The 16,022-nt window shown below is 73.0% G+C and carries 15 protein-coding genes; 11 read left to right on the forward strand and 4 right to left on the reverse strand.

Annotated features, from left to right (window positions below):
* Together ACZ6S8_RS32020 and ACZ6S8_RS32025 are read right to left on the reverse strand one after the other, a co-directional pair.
* The coding region (locus ACZ6S8_RS32020; RefSeq protein ID WP_469460936.1) for an agmatine deiminase family protein at nucleotides 1-632 on the reverse strand (632 nt) is incomplete at its 3' end.
* Between the two features lie 181 nt (nucleotides 633-813).
* Nucleotides 814-1,425: a TetR/AcrR family transcriptional regulator gene (locus tag ACZ6S8_RS32025; RefSeq protein ID WP_469460937.1), complete on the reverse strand. Its 612-nt coding sequence runs from the start codon at nucleotides 1,423-1,425 to the stop codon at nucleotides 814-816.
* A 125-nt stretch (nucleotides 1,426-1,550) separates the two neighbouring features.
* Here ACZ6S8_RS32025 and ACZ6S8_RS32030 point away from each other — a divergent pair, with 125 nt between their 5' ends.
* The 10 genes from ACZ6S8_RS32030 to ACZ6S8_RS32075 all read left to right on the forward strand — a co-directional run bounded on the left by ACZ6S8_RS32030 (nucleotide 1,551) and on the right by ACZ6S8_RS32075 (nucleotide 13,410).
* Nucleotides 1,551-3,287, forward strand: coding sequence for a serine/threonine-protein kinase (locus tag ACZ6S8_RS32030; protein ID WP_469460938.1), 1,737 nt, complete (start codon nucleotides 1,551-1,553; stop codon nucleotides 3,285-3,287).
* 132 nt (nucleotides 3,288-3,419) lie between these two features.
* A complete protein-coding gene (locus tag ACZ6S8_RS32035) occupies nucleotides 3,420-4,001 on the forward strand; it encodes a TetR/AcrR family transcriptional regulator (RefSeq protein WP_383913385.1) in 582 nt (193 codons plus the stop codon).
* Nucleotides 4,002-4,484: 483 nt separating this feature from the next.
* Nucleotides 4,485-5,189 carry an urease subunit gamma gene (gene ureA / locus ACZ6S8_RS32040; protein ID WP_469460939.1) on the forward strand — a complete coding sequence of 235 codons (705 nt, stop codon included), beginning with the start codon at nucleotides 4,485-4,487 and terminating at the stop codon, nucleotides 5,187-5,189.
* Entirely contained in the window at nucleotides 5,186-6,934 is a 1,749-nt protein-coding gene (locus tag ACZ6S8_RS32045; protein WP_469460940.1) for an urease subunit alpha, read from the forward strand. Before ureA ends, ACZ6S8_RS32045 begins: the two co-directional genes overlap by 4 nt.
* 92 nt (nucleotides 6,935-7,026) lie before the next feature.
* Nucleotides 7,027-8,070 (forward strand): agmatine deiminase family protein, encoded by a 1,044-nt coding sequence (locus ACZ6S8_RS32050; RefSeq protein ID WP_469460941.1) that lies wholly within the window; start codon nucleotides 7,027-7,029, stop codon nucleotides 8,068-8,070.
* Nucleotides 8,071-8,156: 86 nt separating this feature from the next.
* Nucleotides 8,157-9,821 carry an ABC transporter substrate-binding protein gene (locus tag ACZ6S8_RS32055; RefSeq protein WP_469460942.1) on the forward strand — a complete coding sequence of 555 codons (1,665 nt, stop codon included), beginning with the start codon at nucleotides 8,157-8,159 and terminating at the stop codon, nucleotides 9,819-9,821.
* On the forward strand, nucleotides 9,818-10,777 hold the full coding sequence (locus ACZ6S8_RS32060; protein WP_469460943.1) for an ABC transporter permease: 960 nt from the start codon (nucleotides 9,818-9,820) through the stop codon (nucleotides 10,775-10,777). Before ACZ6S8_RS32055 ends, ACZ6S8_RS32060 begins: the two co-directional genes overlap by 4 nt.
* Complete coding sequence (locus ACZ6S8_RS32065) at nucleotides 10,774-11,628, forward strand: ABC transporter permease (protein ID WP_469460944.1); 855 nt, start codon at nucleotides 10,774-10,776, stop codon at nucleotides 11,626-11,628. The genes ACZ6S8_RS32060 and ACZ6S8_RS32065 overlap by 4 nt, the downstream gene beginning before the upstream one ends.
* Nucleotides 11,625-12,620: an ABC transporter ATP-binding protein gene (locus tag ACZ6S8_RS32070; RefSeq protein ID WP_469460945.1), complete on the forward strand. Its 996-nt coding sequence runs from the start codon at nucleotides 11,625-11,627 to the stop codon at nucleotides 12,618-12,620. Before ACZ6S8_RS32065 ends, ACZ6S8_RS32070 begins: the two co-directional genes overlap by 4 nt.
* The gene (locus ACZ6S8_RS32075) at nucleotides 12,613-13,410 is read left to right on the forward strand and encodes an ABC transporter ATP-binding protein (protein ID WP_469460946.1); all 798 of its coding nucleotides are present in this window, start codon (nucleotides 12,613-12,615) and stop codon (nucleotides 13,408-13,410) included. The genes ACZ6S8_RS32070 and ACZ6S8_RS32075 overlap by 8 nt, the downstream gene beginning before the upstream one ends.
* Nucleotides 13,411-13,471: 61 nt before the next feature.
* Here the strand turns inward: ACZ6S8_RS32075 and ACZ6S8_RS32080 are convergent, their stop codons facing one another.
* Complete coding sequence (locus ACZ6S8_RS32080; RefSeq protein WP_469460947.1) at nucleotides 13,472-14,167, reverse strand: TetR/AcrR family transcriptional regulator; 696 nt, start codon at nucleotides 14,165-14,167, stop codon at nucleotides 13,472-13,474.
* 167 nt (nucleotides 14,168-14,334) lie between these two features.
* Between ACZ6S8_RS32080 and ACZ6S8_RS32085 the strand changes: the two genes are divergently transcribed.
* Nucleotides 14,335-15,483, forward strand: coding sequence for an agmatine deiminase family protein (locus ACZ6S8_RS32085; RefSeq protein ID WP_469460948.1), 1,149 nt, complete (start codon nucleotides 14,335-14,337; stop codon nucleotides 15,481-15,483).
* Nucleotides 15,484-15,544: 61 nt separating this feature from the next.
* On the opposite strand, the gene ACZ6S8_RS32090 is transcribed toward ACZ6S8_RS32085, so the two are convergent.
* Nucleotides 15,545-16,021 (reverse strand): hypothetical protein, encoded by a 477-nt coding sequence (locus ACZ6S8_RS32090; protein ID WP_469460949.1) that lies wholly within the window; start codon nucleotides 16,019-16,021, stop codon nucleotides 15,545-15,547.
* Nucleotide 16,022: the final 1 nt, after the last annotated feature.

Raw genomic sequence — 16,022 nt, forward strand, 5'->3', positions numbered from 1 at the left:
TTGTCGTTGACGATCGAGCTTTCGGTGATGAGGAGGGTGCCCTCGCCGTCCGGCTCGAACGAACCGCCCTCGGAGACCAGGGGAGCCTGGACGCGTGGGATTCCGTACTTCTGGAGCACGGCGCGGCCGACCGCTCCGTCGTTCTTGTGCTCCTGTTTGTTGCCCCAGCCGTTGAAGTTGAAGTCGATGCCGACGACCTTGCCGCCGTCCTCCACGAAGACGGGGACGGTGTCGCGGGCCCACATGTCGTCGACGGCCAGGGGGATGGCCTCGACCTGGGAGCCGCAGGCGCGCTGGGCCGCGTCGACCTGGTCGGGGCGGGCCATCATCACGACGGCCTCGTACTCGCCGATCGCCCGGGCGATGCGCGCGATGTCCTCGCGCACGTAGCGCAGGTCCTCCGCCCAGACAGAGGTCAGCGCGGGCCAGGCCATGAACGTACGGGTGTGGCTCTCCCACTCGGCGCCCAAGCGGCGCTTGGCACCCGACGGGGCGGGCGCGGAGGATCCGGCGGTGGCGCCGGCCTGGGCGCCGGTCGCGGAGGGGCCGCAGGCCGAGGCGCCCGCGACGACGGCGCCGATCCCGGCGAGCGTGCGAAGGACGGTCCTGCGGGTGGGGGGCTGGAAGGACACGGGGGACTCCGATCGTGGGCCGGCGGAAGAAGGTGCTTCCGCCAGGGCGGGCGCGGGAGTGTCACGTGGGCAGACAAACCGGGCCCTACGGACAAGAGTGCGCGCTCCGCGCCGCGAACGGCCGCTCGGCATCAAGGCGAGCGGCCTCGTGTCGCCACTGTGGCACTGACTGGATTTTCAGTCAATTCGAGGAGGGAAGGGAACCGAGGCGTCCCGTTTCCACTCCGATGGCCTCGCGCAGCAGGCCGCGGGCGTGCGGGAGCGGGAGCAGTCCGCTGAGCCAGCGGACGCTGAGCCCCTCCAGCAGGGCGGTCAGCCGCTCCGCGGCGGCCGTGACGGCGTGGTCCGGCGCGGCCGGGCAGAGCTCGGCCAGGTGGCCCGCCACCTCGGCCACCCAGGCCGCTCCCGCGGCGGCGAGCTCGTCCCGCAGCTCCGGGTCGAAGACCGAGTGGGCCCGCAGCTCTCCCCAGGCCGTACTGTTCTCGCGCACCTCGGGGAGGTCCTGGAACTCCAGCAGCAGCGTCCGCTCCAGCAGCCTGCGCGGGTCCGGCGGGCGGGTCGCGTCCCCGCCCCCGTCCGCCTCCGCCCAGGTCGCGGTGTAGCGGTCCGCCCGGTCCCCGATGAACGCCAGGGCGTGCCGCAGGATGCCGGGCCGGTCCTTGAAGTGGTAGTAGATCAAGGCGGTGGACACGCCGGCCTCGGCCGCCAGGTCCGCCACCCGCAGCCCCCGCACGCCCCGGCGGGCGATGACCCGCGCCGCGCCCGTGAGGATCGCTCGTCTGCGGTCGGTCACTGTGTGGTCCCTCCTCCTCGAATCCTCCCCGTGGTGTGCGTCTCGCATTGTCACACATTGACTGAAACTTCAGTTAGCGGCACGATGCGCGCAAGTCACTGCCGCACCGTTGAAAGAGCCACCGCATGCCCGAGCATCCCCCCGGCGTACAGCCCACCCCCACGGCGCTGTCCGCCGACGACCCCTACGAGATCGGCGGCTACCGCCTCCACGCCCGCCTCGGCTCCGGAGGCATGGGGGTGGTCTACCTGGCGTACACGCCAGGGGGCCGTCCCATCGCCCTGAAGGCCGTCCGCGCCGAGTTCGCCGCGGATCCCGAGTTCCGCGAGCGGTTCGCCCAGGAGGTGGCGAGCGCCCGACGGATCCACGGACTGTTCACGGCCCAGGTGGTCGACTCCGGGGCCGACGATCCCACGCCCTGGCTGGCCACGGCCTACGTGCCCGGTCCCACGCTGCAGGAAGTCGTACGACGGCACGGGCCGCTGCCCGCCCGCACCGTCCTGCTGCTCGTCGCGGGCATCGCCGAGGCGCTCCAGGGCATTCACCGGGCCGGCGTCGTCCACCGCGACCTCAAGCCCGCCAACGTGCTCGTCGCGGGGGACGGCCCCCGGGTGATCGACTTCGGCATCGCGCGGGCGGCGGACGCCGCGGCCCTGACCGGCACCGGCCTGCGGATCGGCACCGCCGCGTTCATGGCCCCAGAGCAGGCCCTGGGCCGCCGGGCGACACCGGCCACCGACGTCTTCGCGCTCGGCGCGCTGGCCGCGTACGTGGCGGGCGGGGCGCCGCCCTTCGGGGCCGGACCGGAGTCCGGTGCCCTGTACCGGGTGGTCCACGAGCAACCCGACCTCGGCGGCGTACCCCACGACCTGCGCGACCTGATCGCGTGGTGCCTGGCCAAGCGGCCGGCGGACCGTCCCTCGACCGTCGAGCTGATCACCGCCGTGCACGCGCACCCCGCGGTGGGCCCGCGGCCGGAGTTCACCGAAGGCTGGCTGCCCCGCCCGGTCCGGGACGAGGTCGGGGGCCGGGCGGGCGCGGGGCGGGGGGACTCCGGGTGGGACGAGTCCGGGTGGGAGCGGGGGGACTCCGGGTGGTCCGTCCCGGGGCACCTCCAGGCCACCCGCGCGGCACCCGTGCACACGGGTGAGGAAGGCACCGTGCCGGGGGCTCCCACCCCGCCCGGGGCGGGGCCGAGTGCTCCGGCGGACGGAACCGGGGGCGCACCGGGGGCGGTGGCGTTCCTTCCCGCACCGGACCCGGCGGGCGCCGGCCGCGCCACCCGTACGCCGGAGGCCGCCCCGGAGCCGGTGTCCCGCTCCGGCCGGCGCGCTCCGAGGCGCGGGCGGCGGCGCTTGCCGGCGGCGGCCGCGGCGGCCGCCGCCACCCTGCTGGCCTGTGCCGGAGCCGTGTACTACCTCGACGTGCCCGAGGGGAAGGGGGAGGCCCCCCAGGGCGGCCCCGGTGTCCGGCCGGCTCCGCCCGCGACCTCGGCCTACCGGCCCGGCTACGCGAAGGCCCAGCTCACCGCCCCCGGCTCCGGCTACGAGTTCGACCTCACGACGGGCCGGGTGGTGCCCGAGGAAACGGCCACCTGGTACCTGGCGCGCGACGGCCGGGCCTTCCTCCCCTCAGAGGAGTCGGATGCCTTCGTCGCCGACGCCGGGGAGCTGACGGCCGACGACTGCGTGCGCGGCATCGAGACGCGGCCGGCCGCCACCCTGCCCTTCGCCGCGCTCGCGAAGGCGAGGCCGTTCTGCGTGCGCAGCCCGGACCGGAGCCAGGTCGCGATCGTCCGGCTGGTCGAGGCGGCCGCCGACGGCTCCGTCACGATCACCGCCGACGAGTTCCGCCGGAACTGAGGCGCCGGGTCCGCGCCCGGCCCGGCCAGGCCCCGCCCGCCGCCCGCCCCCGTACGGGCACCCGCGGTCGCCCGTACGGCCGGTGACGGGGTGCGTACACCCGCGCGGGCGGGCCCCGGTAAGGTGCGGGGCATGGCGTCTCGCAGCACTCAGATCCTCGAAGCGGCCGCCCGGGTCATCGCCCGGCGCGGGGTCCGCGGGCTGCGCGTGGAGGAACTCGCGGCCGAGGCCGGGGTCTCCACGGCCTTGATCTACTACCACTTCAAGGACCGCACGGGGGTCCTGCGCCAGACGCTCGAGTTCATCAACGACCGTGCCGAGCGCTACACCACCGACCGTGACCCGGACGATCCGCCGCTCACTCCCCGCGAGGAGCTGGAGGAGACGCTGCTCCTGGAGCTCCAGGACACCCCGGAGGTCCGGGAGAACAGCTCGGCCTGGGGCGAACTGAGGGCGAGCGCCGTCTTCGACGAGGTGCTGCGCGAGGACCTCGCCAGGGCCACCCTCGTGTGGGTCCAGGAGGTCGCCGCGCTGCTGGGTCAGGTCCAGCCCATGGCTCCGGCGTCCTCGCTCGCCGCCGCTGCCGAGCGGCTGACCGCGCTCCTGGAGGGTCTCAGCATGCGCTGGCTCAGCGGCGGGACCAAGATCGGCCACGCGCGGGAGCTCATGCGCGGCGCCATCGACGCCGAACTGGCCGGCCTCCGCCAGAACTGACGCGCCGGACCGCTGTCGCCCCGCGGCGCGGGGCCAACCCCGGCGGCCGCAACAGCGACGTGCCTGCGGTGTCTGCCGTGTTAAGGGCGGCGCCCCTGCGCTCGCCCTCCGTGCGCTCGCCCTCCGTGCGCTCGCCCTCCATGTCCGGTCCCGTGTTCCCCATGCGGCTGGAACCTTTCGCCGTCCCATCTATTGACTGAATTTTCAGTCAATGCCAGAGTGAGAACCAGAGCCGCCGACGGCCCGCAGGACTCCGGTTCGGGGCCCGCACCGCAGGCCCCGAACCGAATCGCCGGCCGCGTCCGGCCCTCGTCGTTCGACGCACCACCACCATCCCCCTGTGCCCCGCGCACCCGTGTACCCGGACGGAGGGGTTCCGGCCCCAGGGTCGCCCGCTCGCCTTCCGGAGGAATGAATGATCATGAAGGTTTCCACAGGCCGAGGCGGCTGTACGGCTGCCCGGACGGACGCCCGGTGGGCGTCATGCCCCTGACCCCCACCGAACGTGACCGGCTGCTGCTGTTCACCACCGCGGAGCTCGCCCGGGCCCGCCGGGCGAGGGGCCTGCTGCTCAACGTTCCGGAGGCGACCGCCGTGATCGCCGACACGGTGTGCGAGGCGGCGCGCGACGGCCTCCGTCTCGCCGAGGCCCTCGCCCGCGGGCGCGGTGTCCTCGGCCCGGACGACGTCCTGCCGGGCGTCGTCGACATCGTGACCGAGGTGATGGTCGAGGCCGTGTTCGAGGACGGCACCCGGCTTGCGGCCATCGGCGACCCCTTCGGGGCGCACTCCCGCGACGACGCCGCACCGGGCGCGGTACTGCCCGCCCCGGGCCGCGTCGATTCCCCCGAACCGGCCCTCACCCTCGCGGTGCGCAACACTGCCGCCGTCCCGGTGAGCGTGACCTCGCACTTCCACTTCTTCGAGGCCAACCCGCGCCTGGACTTCGACCGGGCCGCCGCCTACGGCATGCACTTGGCCGTCGCCGCCGGGTCGTCCATCCGTTTCGACTCCGGCGCCACCGTCGAGGTCGGCCTGGTCCCGATCGGCGGTGACCGGATCGCGATCGGTTTCGCGGGGCTGGTCGACGGTCCGCTGGACGCCCCGGGTGCGAAGGGTGAGGCCCTGCGCCGGGCCGCCGCCTGCGGCTACCTCGGTACGAGCACCCCGGAAGGAGCCACGTCATGAGCAGGCCCACCTCCCACAGCGACCACTGCGCCCCGGGCGGTCGGCACATCGATCCGCACGAGTACGCGGCGGTGCACGGTCCGCGGGCGGGGGACCGGGTGCGGCTGGGTGATTCGGGGCTGACGGTGCGGGTGGAGTCGGACGCGCAGCGGGCGGGGGACGAGTTCCTGGCGGGTTTCGGGAAGACGGCGCGGGACGGGCTGCACCTGAAGGCGGCGGCGGTCCGTGACACGTGTGACGTGGTGATCAGCAACGTGCTGGTCATCGACGCGGTGCTCGGGATCCGCAAGGTGTCCATCGGCATTCGTGAGGGGCGGATCCACGCGATCGGGCGGGCCGGCAATCCCGACACCCTCGACGGCGTCGACGTCGTCGTCGGCACCGGCACGACCATGATCTCGGGTGAAGGTCTGATCGCCACTGCGGGCGCGGTGGACACCCACGTCCACCTGCTCTCCCCCCGCATCATGGAGGCCTCGCTCGCGAGTGGGGTGACCACGATCATCGGGCAGGAGATCGGGCCGAGCTGGGGCGTGGGGGTGAATTCGCCCTGGGCGTTGAAGCACGCGTTCAACGCGTTCGACGCGTGGCCGGTGAACATCGGTTTTCTCGCGCGGGGTTCTTCGTCGGATGCGGCTCCGCTGGTGGAGGGGTTGGCGGAGGGTGGTGCGTGCGGGTTCAAGGTCCATGAGGACATGGGTGCGCATGCGCGTGCGCTGGACACGGCGTTGCGGGTGGCGGAGGAGTACGACGTGCAGGTGGCGCTGCACAGTGACGGGCTGAACGAGTGTCTGTCGGTGGAGGACACCCTGCGGGTGCTGGAGGGGCGGACGATCCACGCGTTCCACATCGAGGGTTGTGGTGGGGGGCACGTGCCGAACGTGCTGAAGATGGCGGGGGTGGCGAACGTGATCGGTTCTTCGACGAATCCGACGCTGCCGTTCGGCCGGGACGCGGTGGCGGAGCATTACGGGATGATCGTGTCGGTTCACGATCTGAAGCCGGATCTGCCGGGTGACGCGGCGATGGCCCGTGACCGGATCCGGGCCGGGACGATGGGGGCGGAGGACGTCCTGCACGATCTCGGGGCGATCGGCATCACCTCTTCCGACGCGCAGGGCATGGGGCGGGCGGGGGAGACGATCCGGCGGACGTTCGCGATGGCGGCGAAGATGAAGGGCGAGCTGGGTCCGCTGGCCGGTGACGGGGACGGTGACGACAACGCCCGGGTGCTGCGGTACATGGCGAAGCTGACCATCAATCCGGCGATCGCCCATGGACTGGCCCACGAGATCGGTTCGATCGAGGTCGGCAAGCTCGCCGACATCGTCCTGTGGCGGCCGCCGTTCTTCGGCGCGAAACCCCAGCTCGTCCTCAAGTCCGGCTTCCCCGCCTACGGCGTCACCGGCGACCCCAACGCCGCCACCGACACCTGCGAACCCCTCGTCCTGGGGCCCCTGTTCGGCGCGCACGGCGCCGCCCCCGCCGACCTGTCGGTGGCGTTCGTCAGCCGTGCCGCGGCCGAGTCGGGGAGCTTCGGAGCCCCGTACGACGCGCTCGCGACCCGGCGCCGCCGGGTCGCCGTCCGCGGGACCCGTGGCATCGGACCGAAGGACATGATCGGCAACAGCCGTCTCGGGTCCGTCGACGTGAACGCCCGGACGGGCCTCGTCACGCTCGACGGGGAGCCGCTGCGCTCCGAACCGGCCGAGCAGGTCTCGCTCAACCGCCTCTACTTCCTCTGAGGGCGCTCCCGTCCCTCAGGTTCATCCCCGTCTCCACTCTTGACTGAATTTTCAGTCGGGTGAAGACTGCACCGAAAGAAATGAGACATCTCATGGCTGATTACCGTATGCCCGCCGAGTGGACCGCTCACGAGGGCTGCCTCATGGCCTGGCCCACCCGCGAGGAACTGTGGGGCAGCGTGCTGGCCGACGTGAAGGAGGAGTACGCCGACGTGGCCCGCGCCATCGCGGCCTTCGAGCCCGTGACGATGGTCGCCCCGCCCGGCCACGGCGAGGACGCCCGCGCCCACTGCGGCGACGACGCCGCCATCACCGTGATCGAGGTGCCGATCGACGACTCCTGGTTCCGCGACAGCGCCCCGCTGTTCGTCCTCGACGGGAACGGGAACCGGGCCGGCGTGGACTTCCGCTTCAACGCCTGGGGCGGCAAGCACAGCCCGTACGACGCCGACGACCGGGTCAGCGCCCTGCTGCTGGAACACCTCGGGGTGGAGCGCATCGCCTCCGACATGATCCTCGAGGGCGGCGCGATCACCGTCGACGGCGAGGGCACGCTCATCACCACCGAGCAGTGTCTGCTGCACCCCAACCGCAACCCGGGCATGAGCCGCGACGAGATCGAGGCCGAGCTGAAGGCCCGGCTCGGCGTCACCAAGGTCATCTGGCTGCCGTACGGCGGCCTGCTCGACACCGAGACCGACGGCCACGTCGACGGCGTCTGCGCCTTCGCCGCGCCGGGCACGGTCGTCGTCTCACTGCCCGACAACCCCAACCACCCCGACTACGCCCGGATGCGCGCCAACCGCGCGGTGATCGAGGCCGCCACCGACGCCCGCGGCCGCCGGCTGGAGATCATCGACGTACCGCAGACGGCCTTCGGCGAAGTCGCCGACGGCGAGACCGAGGTGTCCTACCTGAACTACTACGTCGCCAACGGCGGCGTGGTCGTCCCCGTGGCCGGGCTGGCCCAGGACGAGGACGCCCTCGCCGTGATCGCCACCGCCTACCCCGGCCGCAAGGTCGTCGGCGTACGGGCGCTCGCCATCGCGTTCGGCGGCGGAGGCGTGCACTGCATCACGCAGCAGATCCCCGCCGTGCGCCCCGCGCCCACGACCCCCACGGCCACCGCCGGCTGAGCAGGACGCCGACCGTTCCCAGCGGACCGCCACCGCGGTCCGCCCGCTCCTCCCTCCGCATCCCTCACGGCAAAGAGAGCGCGACGATGAACACCTCCCCGCCCCGTACGGGCAGACGCCCCCTCCGGACCGGCCGCCGCACCGCGGCCCTCACCACCGCCGCCCTGACCTCCTTCGCCCTGCTCACCGCCTGCGCGGGACCGCCCCGGGGCAAGGACGCCGACGTCACCGACGTCCACCTGTCCGCCTCCACGCCCACGGCCCGCGGCGACATCGACTCCTTCAGCTGGGCCGTGTACGCCGAACCGCCCACCCTCGACTACACGGTGGCCTTCGACTACCCGCAGAACACCGTCCTGTCCAACGTGTGCGAGAGCCTGATGCGCTGGACCCCGGGGCTCACCACCGAGCCCGGGCTCGCGCAGAAGGCGTCCAACCCCGACCCCACCACCTGGGTGTACGACCTGCGCCCCGGCGTGCGCTTCCACGACGGCAAGGAGATGACCGCGGACGACGTGGTCTTCAGCCTCGGCCGGCAGATGGACCCCGACAACGCGGCGGCCTGGGCGCAGGTCTTCCGGAACGTCGCCTCCGTCACCGCGAGCGGCCCCCTCCAGGTCACCGTCACGCTCAAGAAGCCCGACTCGCAGTTCCCCCAGTACATGGCCACCGCCGCCGGCGTGGTGGCGTCCAGGGCCGGCGTCGAGGCGGCCGGCAAGGACTACGGCACCACCGGCGGCCTCGCTTGTACCGGCCCCTTCCAGCTCGGCACCTGGAACAAGGGCCAGTCGATCGAACTCGACCGCTTCGACCACTACTGGGGCACCAAGGCCAAGTCGAAGAAGGCCGTCTTCCGGATCCTGACCGATCCCTCCGCCCGCACCAACGCCATGCTCAGCGGGGAGGTCGACGGCGGCTACCTGATCCCCACCGAGAGCTACGGCCGTCTGCGCGGCAGCGGCACGGGCACCCTCTACTTCGGCGAGGGACTGACCACCGTCAACGTCAACGTCACCTCCATGCAGGGCCCCCTCGGCGACGTCCGCGTCCGCCGGGCCCTGTCCCTGGCGCTGGACCGCATCGGATTCGTCAAGGCCGGACTCGCGGGCGCGGGCACCGTCACCAACTCCCTGACCACCCGCGCGGCCTGGGCCGCCGCCCCCGAGCAGACCCTCAAGACGGCGTTCGACGGACTGCCGCCGGGCGAGCAGGACCTCGAACGGGCCAAGGCCCTGATCAAGGAGGCCGGGGCCACCGGCAAGACCCTGACCGTGGCCACCAGTTCCATAGGCCAGGACGTGTCGCTCCTCGCCACCGCGGTCCAGGCGGCCGGCACGCAGATCGGCCTGGACATCCGGCTCAAGACGATCGCCCCGAACGCCTTCACCGCACTGTTCACCGATCCGCAGGCACGCGCGGGCATCGACATGTTCCCGTACACCTCGTACAACTCGATCACCGATCCGCTGGACCTGCTGCAGAACTTCGAGACCGGCGCCTTCCAGAACTTCGCCGGCTACAGCGATCCCCAGTACGACGAGCTCGTCGGCCGGGCCGGCGCGACCTACCCCGTCGCGGAGCGGATGGCCATCGAGGCGAAGCTCCAGCGGCACGCCTCCGAGCAGCTGCTGTGGATCCCCGTCGCCGAGTGGCCGACCGCGATGTTCCTGGGCAAGCGGATCACCGGGGCGCCCACGACGATCTCGTACATGTACTACCCGTGGGCCGCCGATGTGGGGGCGGCCCCGTGAGCTTCGTCCGCTTCGCCGCACGACGGGTGGCGGAAATGGCCGCCACCCTCCTCGTCGCCTCGTTCGTCGTCTTCGGCGCCATGTACCTGGCGCCGGGCAGCCCGGCGAGCTTCCTGCTCGCCGGGCGGTCGGCCTCCCCGGAGGCGATCGCCTCGATCAACGCCCAGTACCACCTGGACGACCCCTTCCTCGTGCGCTACTTCCGCTGGCTCGGGGACGTGCTCCAGGGAGACTTCGGGCGGTCGATCACCTACCGCACCGACGTCTCGCGCCTCTTGGCGGACCGCCTCCCCGTGACGCTGCTGCTGATCACCATGGCGCTCGTCGTGGTCGTCGTGGTCGGTCTGCTGCTGGGCCGGGCCGCCGCCGTCCGGGGCGGGTCCACCGACTCCGCGATCCTGGTCACCACGACGTTCGCCGTCGGCACCCCGTCCTTCGTCGCGGCCGTCCTGCTCCAGGGACTGTTCGCCGTCCAGCTGGGCTGGTTCCCCAGCAGCGGCGCGGGCGAGGGCTTCGGCGACATGCTCCGGCACCTCACCCTCCCCGCCGTCGCCCTGGCCCTCTACCTGATCGGCATGCTCGCCCGGGTCACCCGCGCCGCCATGCTCGAAGCCCTCGACAGCGAGCACGTCACCGTCGCCCGCAGCCGGGGCGTCCCCGAACGCCAGGTCATCCGCCGCCACGTCTTCCGCAACTCCCTCGGGACGGTCCTGACCACCGGCGGACTGATCGTCTCCACCCTCCTGGTGTGCACCATCCTGGTCGAGACCGCCTTCAGCATCGGCGGCATCGGCCAGCTCCTCGAACTCTCCACCACCACCAAGGACTTCCCGACCGTCCAGGCGATCTCCCTGATCATCGTGGCCCTCTTCATGGCGGTGAACCTGCTCGTGGACCTGGTCCTGCCCCTGGTCGACCCCCGGGTCACCCTCGGCACCAGGGGGGCCGCCTCGTGAGCGCCGTCCTCACCCGCCGCCCCGGCCTCGGCCGGATCCGCACCCGGCGCTCCCCGCTGCACCTCGTGTGCCTGGGGCTGGTCACCCTCGTCGTCCTCGCCGCGCTCCTCGCGCCCTGGGTGGTGCCCCACGACCCCAACGCCGTCGACCTGGGCAACGCCCTGGCCGGCCCCTCCGCCGCGCACCCGCTCGGTGTGGACACCGCCGGCCGCGACACGCTCTCCCGGCTGCTGCTGGGCGCGCGCACCTCGCTCCTCGGGCCGCTGGGCGTCGTCGTCTTCTCGACCGTCGCGGGCGTCGCCGTCGGCATGGCCGCCGCCTGGCGGGGCGGCTGGCTCGACTCCGTCCTGTCCCGCAGCACGGAGCTGGTCTTCGCCTTCCCCGGCATGCTGCTGGCCATCCTGATCATCTCCGTCTACGGCGAGGGCCTCATCGCCCCCGTCACCGCCCTGGCCCTCGCCTACCTGCCCTACGTCAGCCGCCTGACCCGCTCCCTGGTGCTGGCCGAGCGCGTCCGACCGTACGTGAGCGCCTACCAGGTCCAGGGCCACTCGGCCCTGCAGATCTGCCTGCGCCACGTGCTGCCCAACATCGCCCCCGTCGTCCTAGCCCAGTCCACCATCAACTTCGGCTACGCCCTGATGGACCTCGCCGGACTGTCGTTCCTCGGACTCGGCGTCCCCGCGCTCACCCCCGACTGGGGCCGCATGGTCTTCGACGGACAGACCGCCGTCCAGCACGGCTACCCGCTGTCCGCGATCCTGCCCTGCGTCTTCATCGTGCTGACCGTCGTCGCCTTCAACGTGGTGGGCGAGCGATGGGCCGACCGCGTCTCCAGGAGGGCCCGATGAACCCGATGAAACCGGTGCACACCCTCGACATCCAAGGGCTGCGGGTCACCCTGCCGGGCACCGCCCGGCCCGTCCTCGACGGTGTCGACCTCACCGTCGCCGCCGGCGAGACCGTCGCCCTCGTCGGCGAGTCCGGCTCCGGCAAGAGCCTCACCTCCCGCAGCGCGCTGCGCCTGCTGCCGCCCGGCGCGGTCGTCGAGGGCACGGTGCGGGTCGGCGGCGAGGACGTGCTCGCCATGGACACCGCCCGTCTGCGCGGCGTCCGCGCCGGGACGGTGGCCATGGTCTTCCAGGACCCGCGGGCCGCCGTCAACCCGCTGCGGCGCATCGGCGACTTCCTCACCGAGAGCGTCACCCTCACCGGGACGACGGGCCGTACGGAGGCCACGGCGCGGGCCGTCGAACTCCTCGCGGCCGTCGGCCTGGACGCGTCCGTCCTGCGCAAGTACCCCGGACAGGTCTCCGGCGGCATGCTGCAGCGCGTCGTGATCGCGGCGGCCCTCATGGGCGACCCCGCGCTGCTGCTGGCGGACGAGCCCACGACGGCGCTCGACGTCACCAGTCAGGCCGAGGTGATCGCCCTCCTGGCCGCGCTCCGCGAACGCTTCGGCACCGGCCTGCTGTTCGTCACCCACGACCTGGAACTCGCCGCGGCCATCAGCGACCGCGTGTACGTCATGTACGCCGGACGCATCGTGGAGACCGGCCCCGCCGATGTCCTCTTCTCGCGCCCCCGGCACCCGTACACGGCGGCCCTCCTCGCCTCCACCCCGCGGATGGAGGGTCCGCGGGGCAGGCTCGCCGCCATCGACGGCCAGCCGCCGGACCTGCGGGAGCCGCTGCACGGCTGCGCCTTCGCCGCCCGCTGTGCGTTCGCCACGGAGGTCTGTGACCAGCGGGCCCCGCTGCAGTCCGCTGCTCCGGACCGGGCGGACCACCGCGCCGCCTGCCACCACAGCGACCTGCTCGAAGGGAGCGCCGTCGATGCCTGAGAACGCACTGGAGGTCACCGGGCTGCACCGCCGCTTCGGGGCCGTCCGCGCGGTGGACGACGTGTCCTTCGCCCTGCCCGAGGGCGGTTCGCTGGGCATCGTCGGCGAGTCCGGGTCCGGCAAGACGACCACCGCCCGCATCGTCGTCGGCCTGGAGCGCGCCGACGCGGGGGAGATCCTGGTCCGCGGCCGGCCCAGGCCGGGCCACACCCGGGGCCGGGCCGCCCGCCTGGCCCGGGCCCGCGAGATCCAGATGGTCTTCCAGGACCCCTTCCTCTCCCTCGATCCGCGCATCAGCGTCGAGGCGGTCCTGCGCGAAACCCTACGGCTGCACTTTCCGGGCCGCGACCACGGCGCGCGGATACGCGAACTGCTGGATCAGGTGGGCCTGGGCACCCGGGCCGCCGACGCCCTGCCGCGCACCCTCTCCGGCGGCCAGCGTCAGCGCGTCGCCATCGCCCGGGCCCTCGCCGTCGAACCGGCCGTGCTCATCCTGGACGAGGCCGTCGCCGCGCTCGACGTCTCCGTACAGGCCCAGATCCTCAACCTGCTGGCCGACATCAGGGACCAGACCGGCATCGCGTTCCTGTTCATCACCCACGACCTGGGGGTCGTACGGTGCGTGACCGACGAGATCGTGGTCATGCGGCACGGCGCCGTGGTCGAACAGGGGGGCACCGAGGAGGTGCTCGCCGCGCCCCGGCACCCGTACACCCGGCTGCTGCTGGAGTCCGTGCCCCGGCCGGGCTGGGATCCGGAGGCGATCGCCGCGGCGCGGAGGGCGCTGTAGCCGGCGCGGGGAGCCGGGGGAGCCGGGGGGCCGGGGTCCCACCGGTCCCACCGGTCCCGGGTCAGTCGCCGGGGCGCGTTCCGGGCCGGGTGGACGTCCCGGGGTCGGTGGACGCGACCGGCCCGGTTCCCGCGGCGAGCGTACGGATCAGGGTGCGCAGCACCGGCGCGGAATCGACCTCGGAGCCCAGCGACTCCGCCGCGGCCAGGCCGTCCACCGCGGCGGCCACGGCCTCGCCCAGGAGCGGCGCGTCGACGCCTCCGCCGCGCTCGTCGTCCAGGACCCGGAACAGCGTGACGAAGCAGCCGCGCCAGCGCCGGTACTCCGCCTCCAGGGACTCCCGTACGCTGGCGTCGTTCAGGGCGTGCCAGTGCAGCGCCGAGTGGAGGTGGGAGAGTTCCGCGCCCTCCGGGCGGGAGAGCAGCCCGACCACCCGGTCGGCCCGCTCCGCGAACGTCCCGGGGGCGGAGACGGTCTCCTCCAGGGGGTGGATCCACTCCGGGCGGATGTCCGCGACGACCGCCAGGACGAGATCGGTCCGGTCCTGGAAGTGGTAGTGGCACATCCCATGTGAAACGCCGCACAGCGCCGCCACGTTGCGCGTCGTGAACCGCTCGCTCATGCCGCCCGCCAGCAGGGTCCGCGCGGCGGCGATGAGGCGGGCGCGGGTCTGCTCGCCCTTGGCCGAGACGCGTGTCCGGCCCGCCCGGGCGGGGGGAGCGGACAGGTCCGGTGGGTTCTTCGCGGAAGCTGCCATGGCGTCACTCTAACGAGCCCGGCCACCGCCACCTGCGCCTTTCCCCGATCCCCTGGAATGACCCCGTCCAAAGTATTGACCGAGCGCTTGGCCAGTTTTAGCTTTCCGGTCAACCCCGCAGTCGGCGCGGGGAGTTGGACACCGTCCGATCCTCAAGGAGACCCCTCATGAACGATCACGCAGCACACCCGCCCGCCGAGGGCATGGGCAGGCGCCGGTTCCTGGCGGCGGCGGGCGTCACCGCCGCGGCCGCCGCGCTCGCCGCGGCCGAGGGACGGGCACGGGCGGCGGTCCCCGCCGCCGCGGCGGGCACGTTCCGGGTGCCCATCGAGGACGTCCGCCACACCCGCACCTGGATGGCCTGGCCGGACAGCACCTCGATCTGGGGCGGCACGCTCGGTGGGGTCCAGGCGGACATCGCGCTCATCGCCCGCACCATCGCCACGTACGAGCCGGTCTACATGTGCGCCAACTCGGGCAGTGCCGCCAAGGCGCGCTCCCTGTGCGGCTCGACCGTCACCGTCGTCACCACCATCCCCGTCGACGACTGCTGGATGCGCGACTCCGGCCCGGTCTTCCGCACCGACGGCGCCGGCGCCCTCGACGCGGTCGGCCTGAACTTCAACGGCTGGGGCCGCAAGCAGGCCCACGCCAAGGACGCCCTGGTCGCGGGGCGCATCGCCGCGTACGTGGGCGTCCCGTTCACCAGCGCCGGCCTCGTGGGGGAGGGCGGAGCGGTCGAACAGGACGGTGCGGGAACCCTGATGGCCACCCGCAGCAGTCTGATCAACCGCAACCGCAACCCCAACAAGTCGCAGGCGCAGATCGAGGCGGCGCTGCGCACCGCCTACGGTGCGTCCAAGGTCATCTGGTTCGACGGCGTGGTCGGCCAGGACATCACCGACGACCACGTCGACGCGACCTCCCGCTTCCTCGCCCCGGGCAAGGCGCTGGTCCAGATGCCGCTGGCCTCGGACAACGACGTCTACGCCAAGGACGCCCGCCAGCAGTTCCAGATCCTGTCCGGAGCGACGACCGCGGGCGGCGCCCGGATGACCGTCGAGAAGCTCCAGGGCCCCGACTACGACCGGATCCGCTCCACCAACCCGGACTTCCTCGCCTCCTACGCCAACTACTACGTGTGCAACGGCGCCGTCATCAGCGGTCAGTTCGGCGACACCGCGGCCGACGCCGCGGCGCGGGCCACGCTGACCCGCCTGTTCCCCGGGCGCGTCGTCGAGCGGCTCAACATCGACCGCCTCGGCGCGGGCGGCGGCGGCATCCACTGCGTCACCCAGCAGCAGCCGGTGCCGTAGGCCGTACGGCGGCGGGCCGGTGACCGCGCGGTCACCGGCCCCCCGCCCTCTGCGGCTGCGCTCAGGCCGGCCAGCCGACCCGCCCGCCCTCGACCCGGAGCGCGGCCGGGACCTCGTCCTCGTGGAACCTGAGGAACCCGAGCCCGACCGTGCCGTCCGCGAGCCGGTGCGCCGCGTGGGCCCGCGCGGCCAGCCAGCCGAGCAGCTCGCCGACCTCCTCGAACTCGTCCGGGTGGAGCTCCTGCCGGGAGGTCAGCGCCCACCCCTCGCGCGGCGGGTCTGTGCGGGGTTCCAGCGCCGAGCCGAGCACCCCGCCGACCCGCGCCGCCGCGCCGTTCCCGGCCAGCAGGGGCCGTGGGTCGTCCTCGACCATCGGAACCCCCGAGTCGTCCACGACCACGACCGGGAACTCCGTGACGATGGACAGGTGCTCCGGCCGGGGCCCGATGCCCAGGTGCCAGCGCAGTTCGGCCAGCTCCGTCGCGGAGATCTCGTCGCGCAGGTCGACGGCGACCGTCAGTTCATGGATGTCACTCACC

The sequence above is a fragment of the Streptomyces sp. NPDC048461 genome (assembly GCF_055587105.1).

Excerpts from the sequence above, each read along its gene's own strand:
- ACZ6S8_RS32030 (WP_469460938.1), top strand. The coding sequence starts at position 1,551 with ATGCCCGAGCATCCCCCCGGCGTACAGCCCACCCCCACGGCGCTGTCC.
- ACZ6S8_RS32055 (WP_469460942.1), top strand. The coding sequence starts at position 8,157 with ATGAACACCTCCCCGCCCCGTACGGGCAGACGCCCCCTCCGGACCGGC.
- ACZ6S8_RS32075 (WP_469460946.1), top strand. The coding sequence starts at position 12,613 with ATGCCTGAGAACGCACTGGAGGTCACCGGGCTGCACCGCCGCTTCGGG.
- ACZ6S8_RS32045 (WP_469460940.1), top strand. The coding sequence starts at position 5,186 with ATGAGCAGGCCCACCTCCCACAGCGACCACTGCGCCCCGGGCGGTCGG.
- ACZ6S8_RS32050 (WP_469460941.1), top strand. The coding sequence starts at position 7,027 with ATGGCTGATTACCGTATGCCCGCCGAGTGGACCGCTCACGAGGGCTGC.
- ACZ6S8_RS32085 (WP_469460948.1), top strand. The coding sequence starts at position 14,335 with ATGAACGATCACGCAGCACACCCGCCCGCCGAGGGCATGGGCAGGCGC.
- ureA (WP_469460939.1), top strand. The coding sequence starts at position 4,485 with ATGCCCCTGACCCCCACCGAACGTGACCGGCTGCTGCTGTTCACCACC.
- ACZ6S8_RS32035 (WP_383913385.1), top strand. The coding sequence starts at position 3,420 with ATGGCGTCTCGCAGCACTCAGATCCTCGAAGCGGCCGCCCGGGTCATC.
- ACZ6S8_RS32080 (WP_469460947.1), bottom strand. The coding sequence starts at position 14,167 with ATGGCAGCTTCCGCGAAGAACCCACCGGACCTGTCCGCTCCCCCCGCC.
- ACZ6S8_RS32070 (WP_469460945.1), top strand. The coding sequence starts at position 11,625 with ATGAACCCGATGAAACCGGTGCACACCCTCGACATCCAAGGGCTGCGG.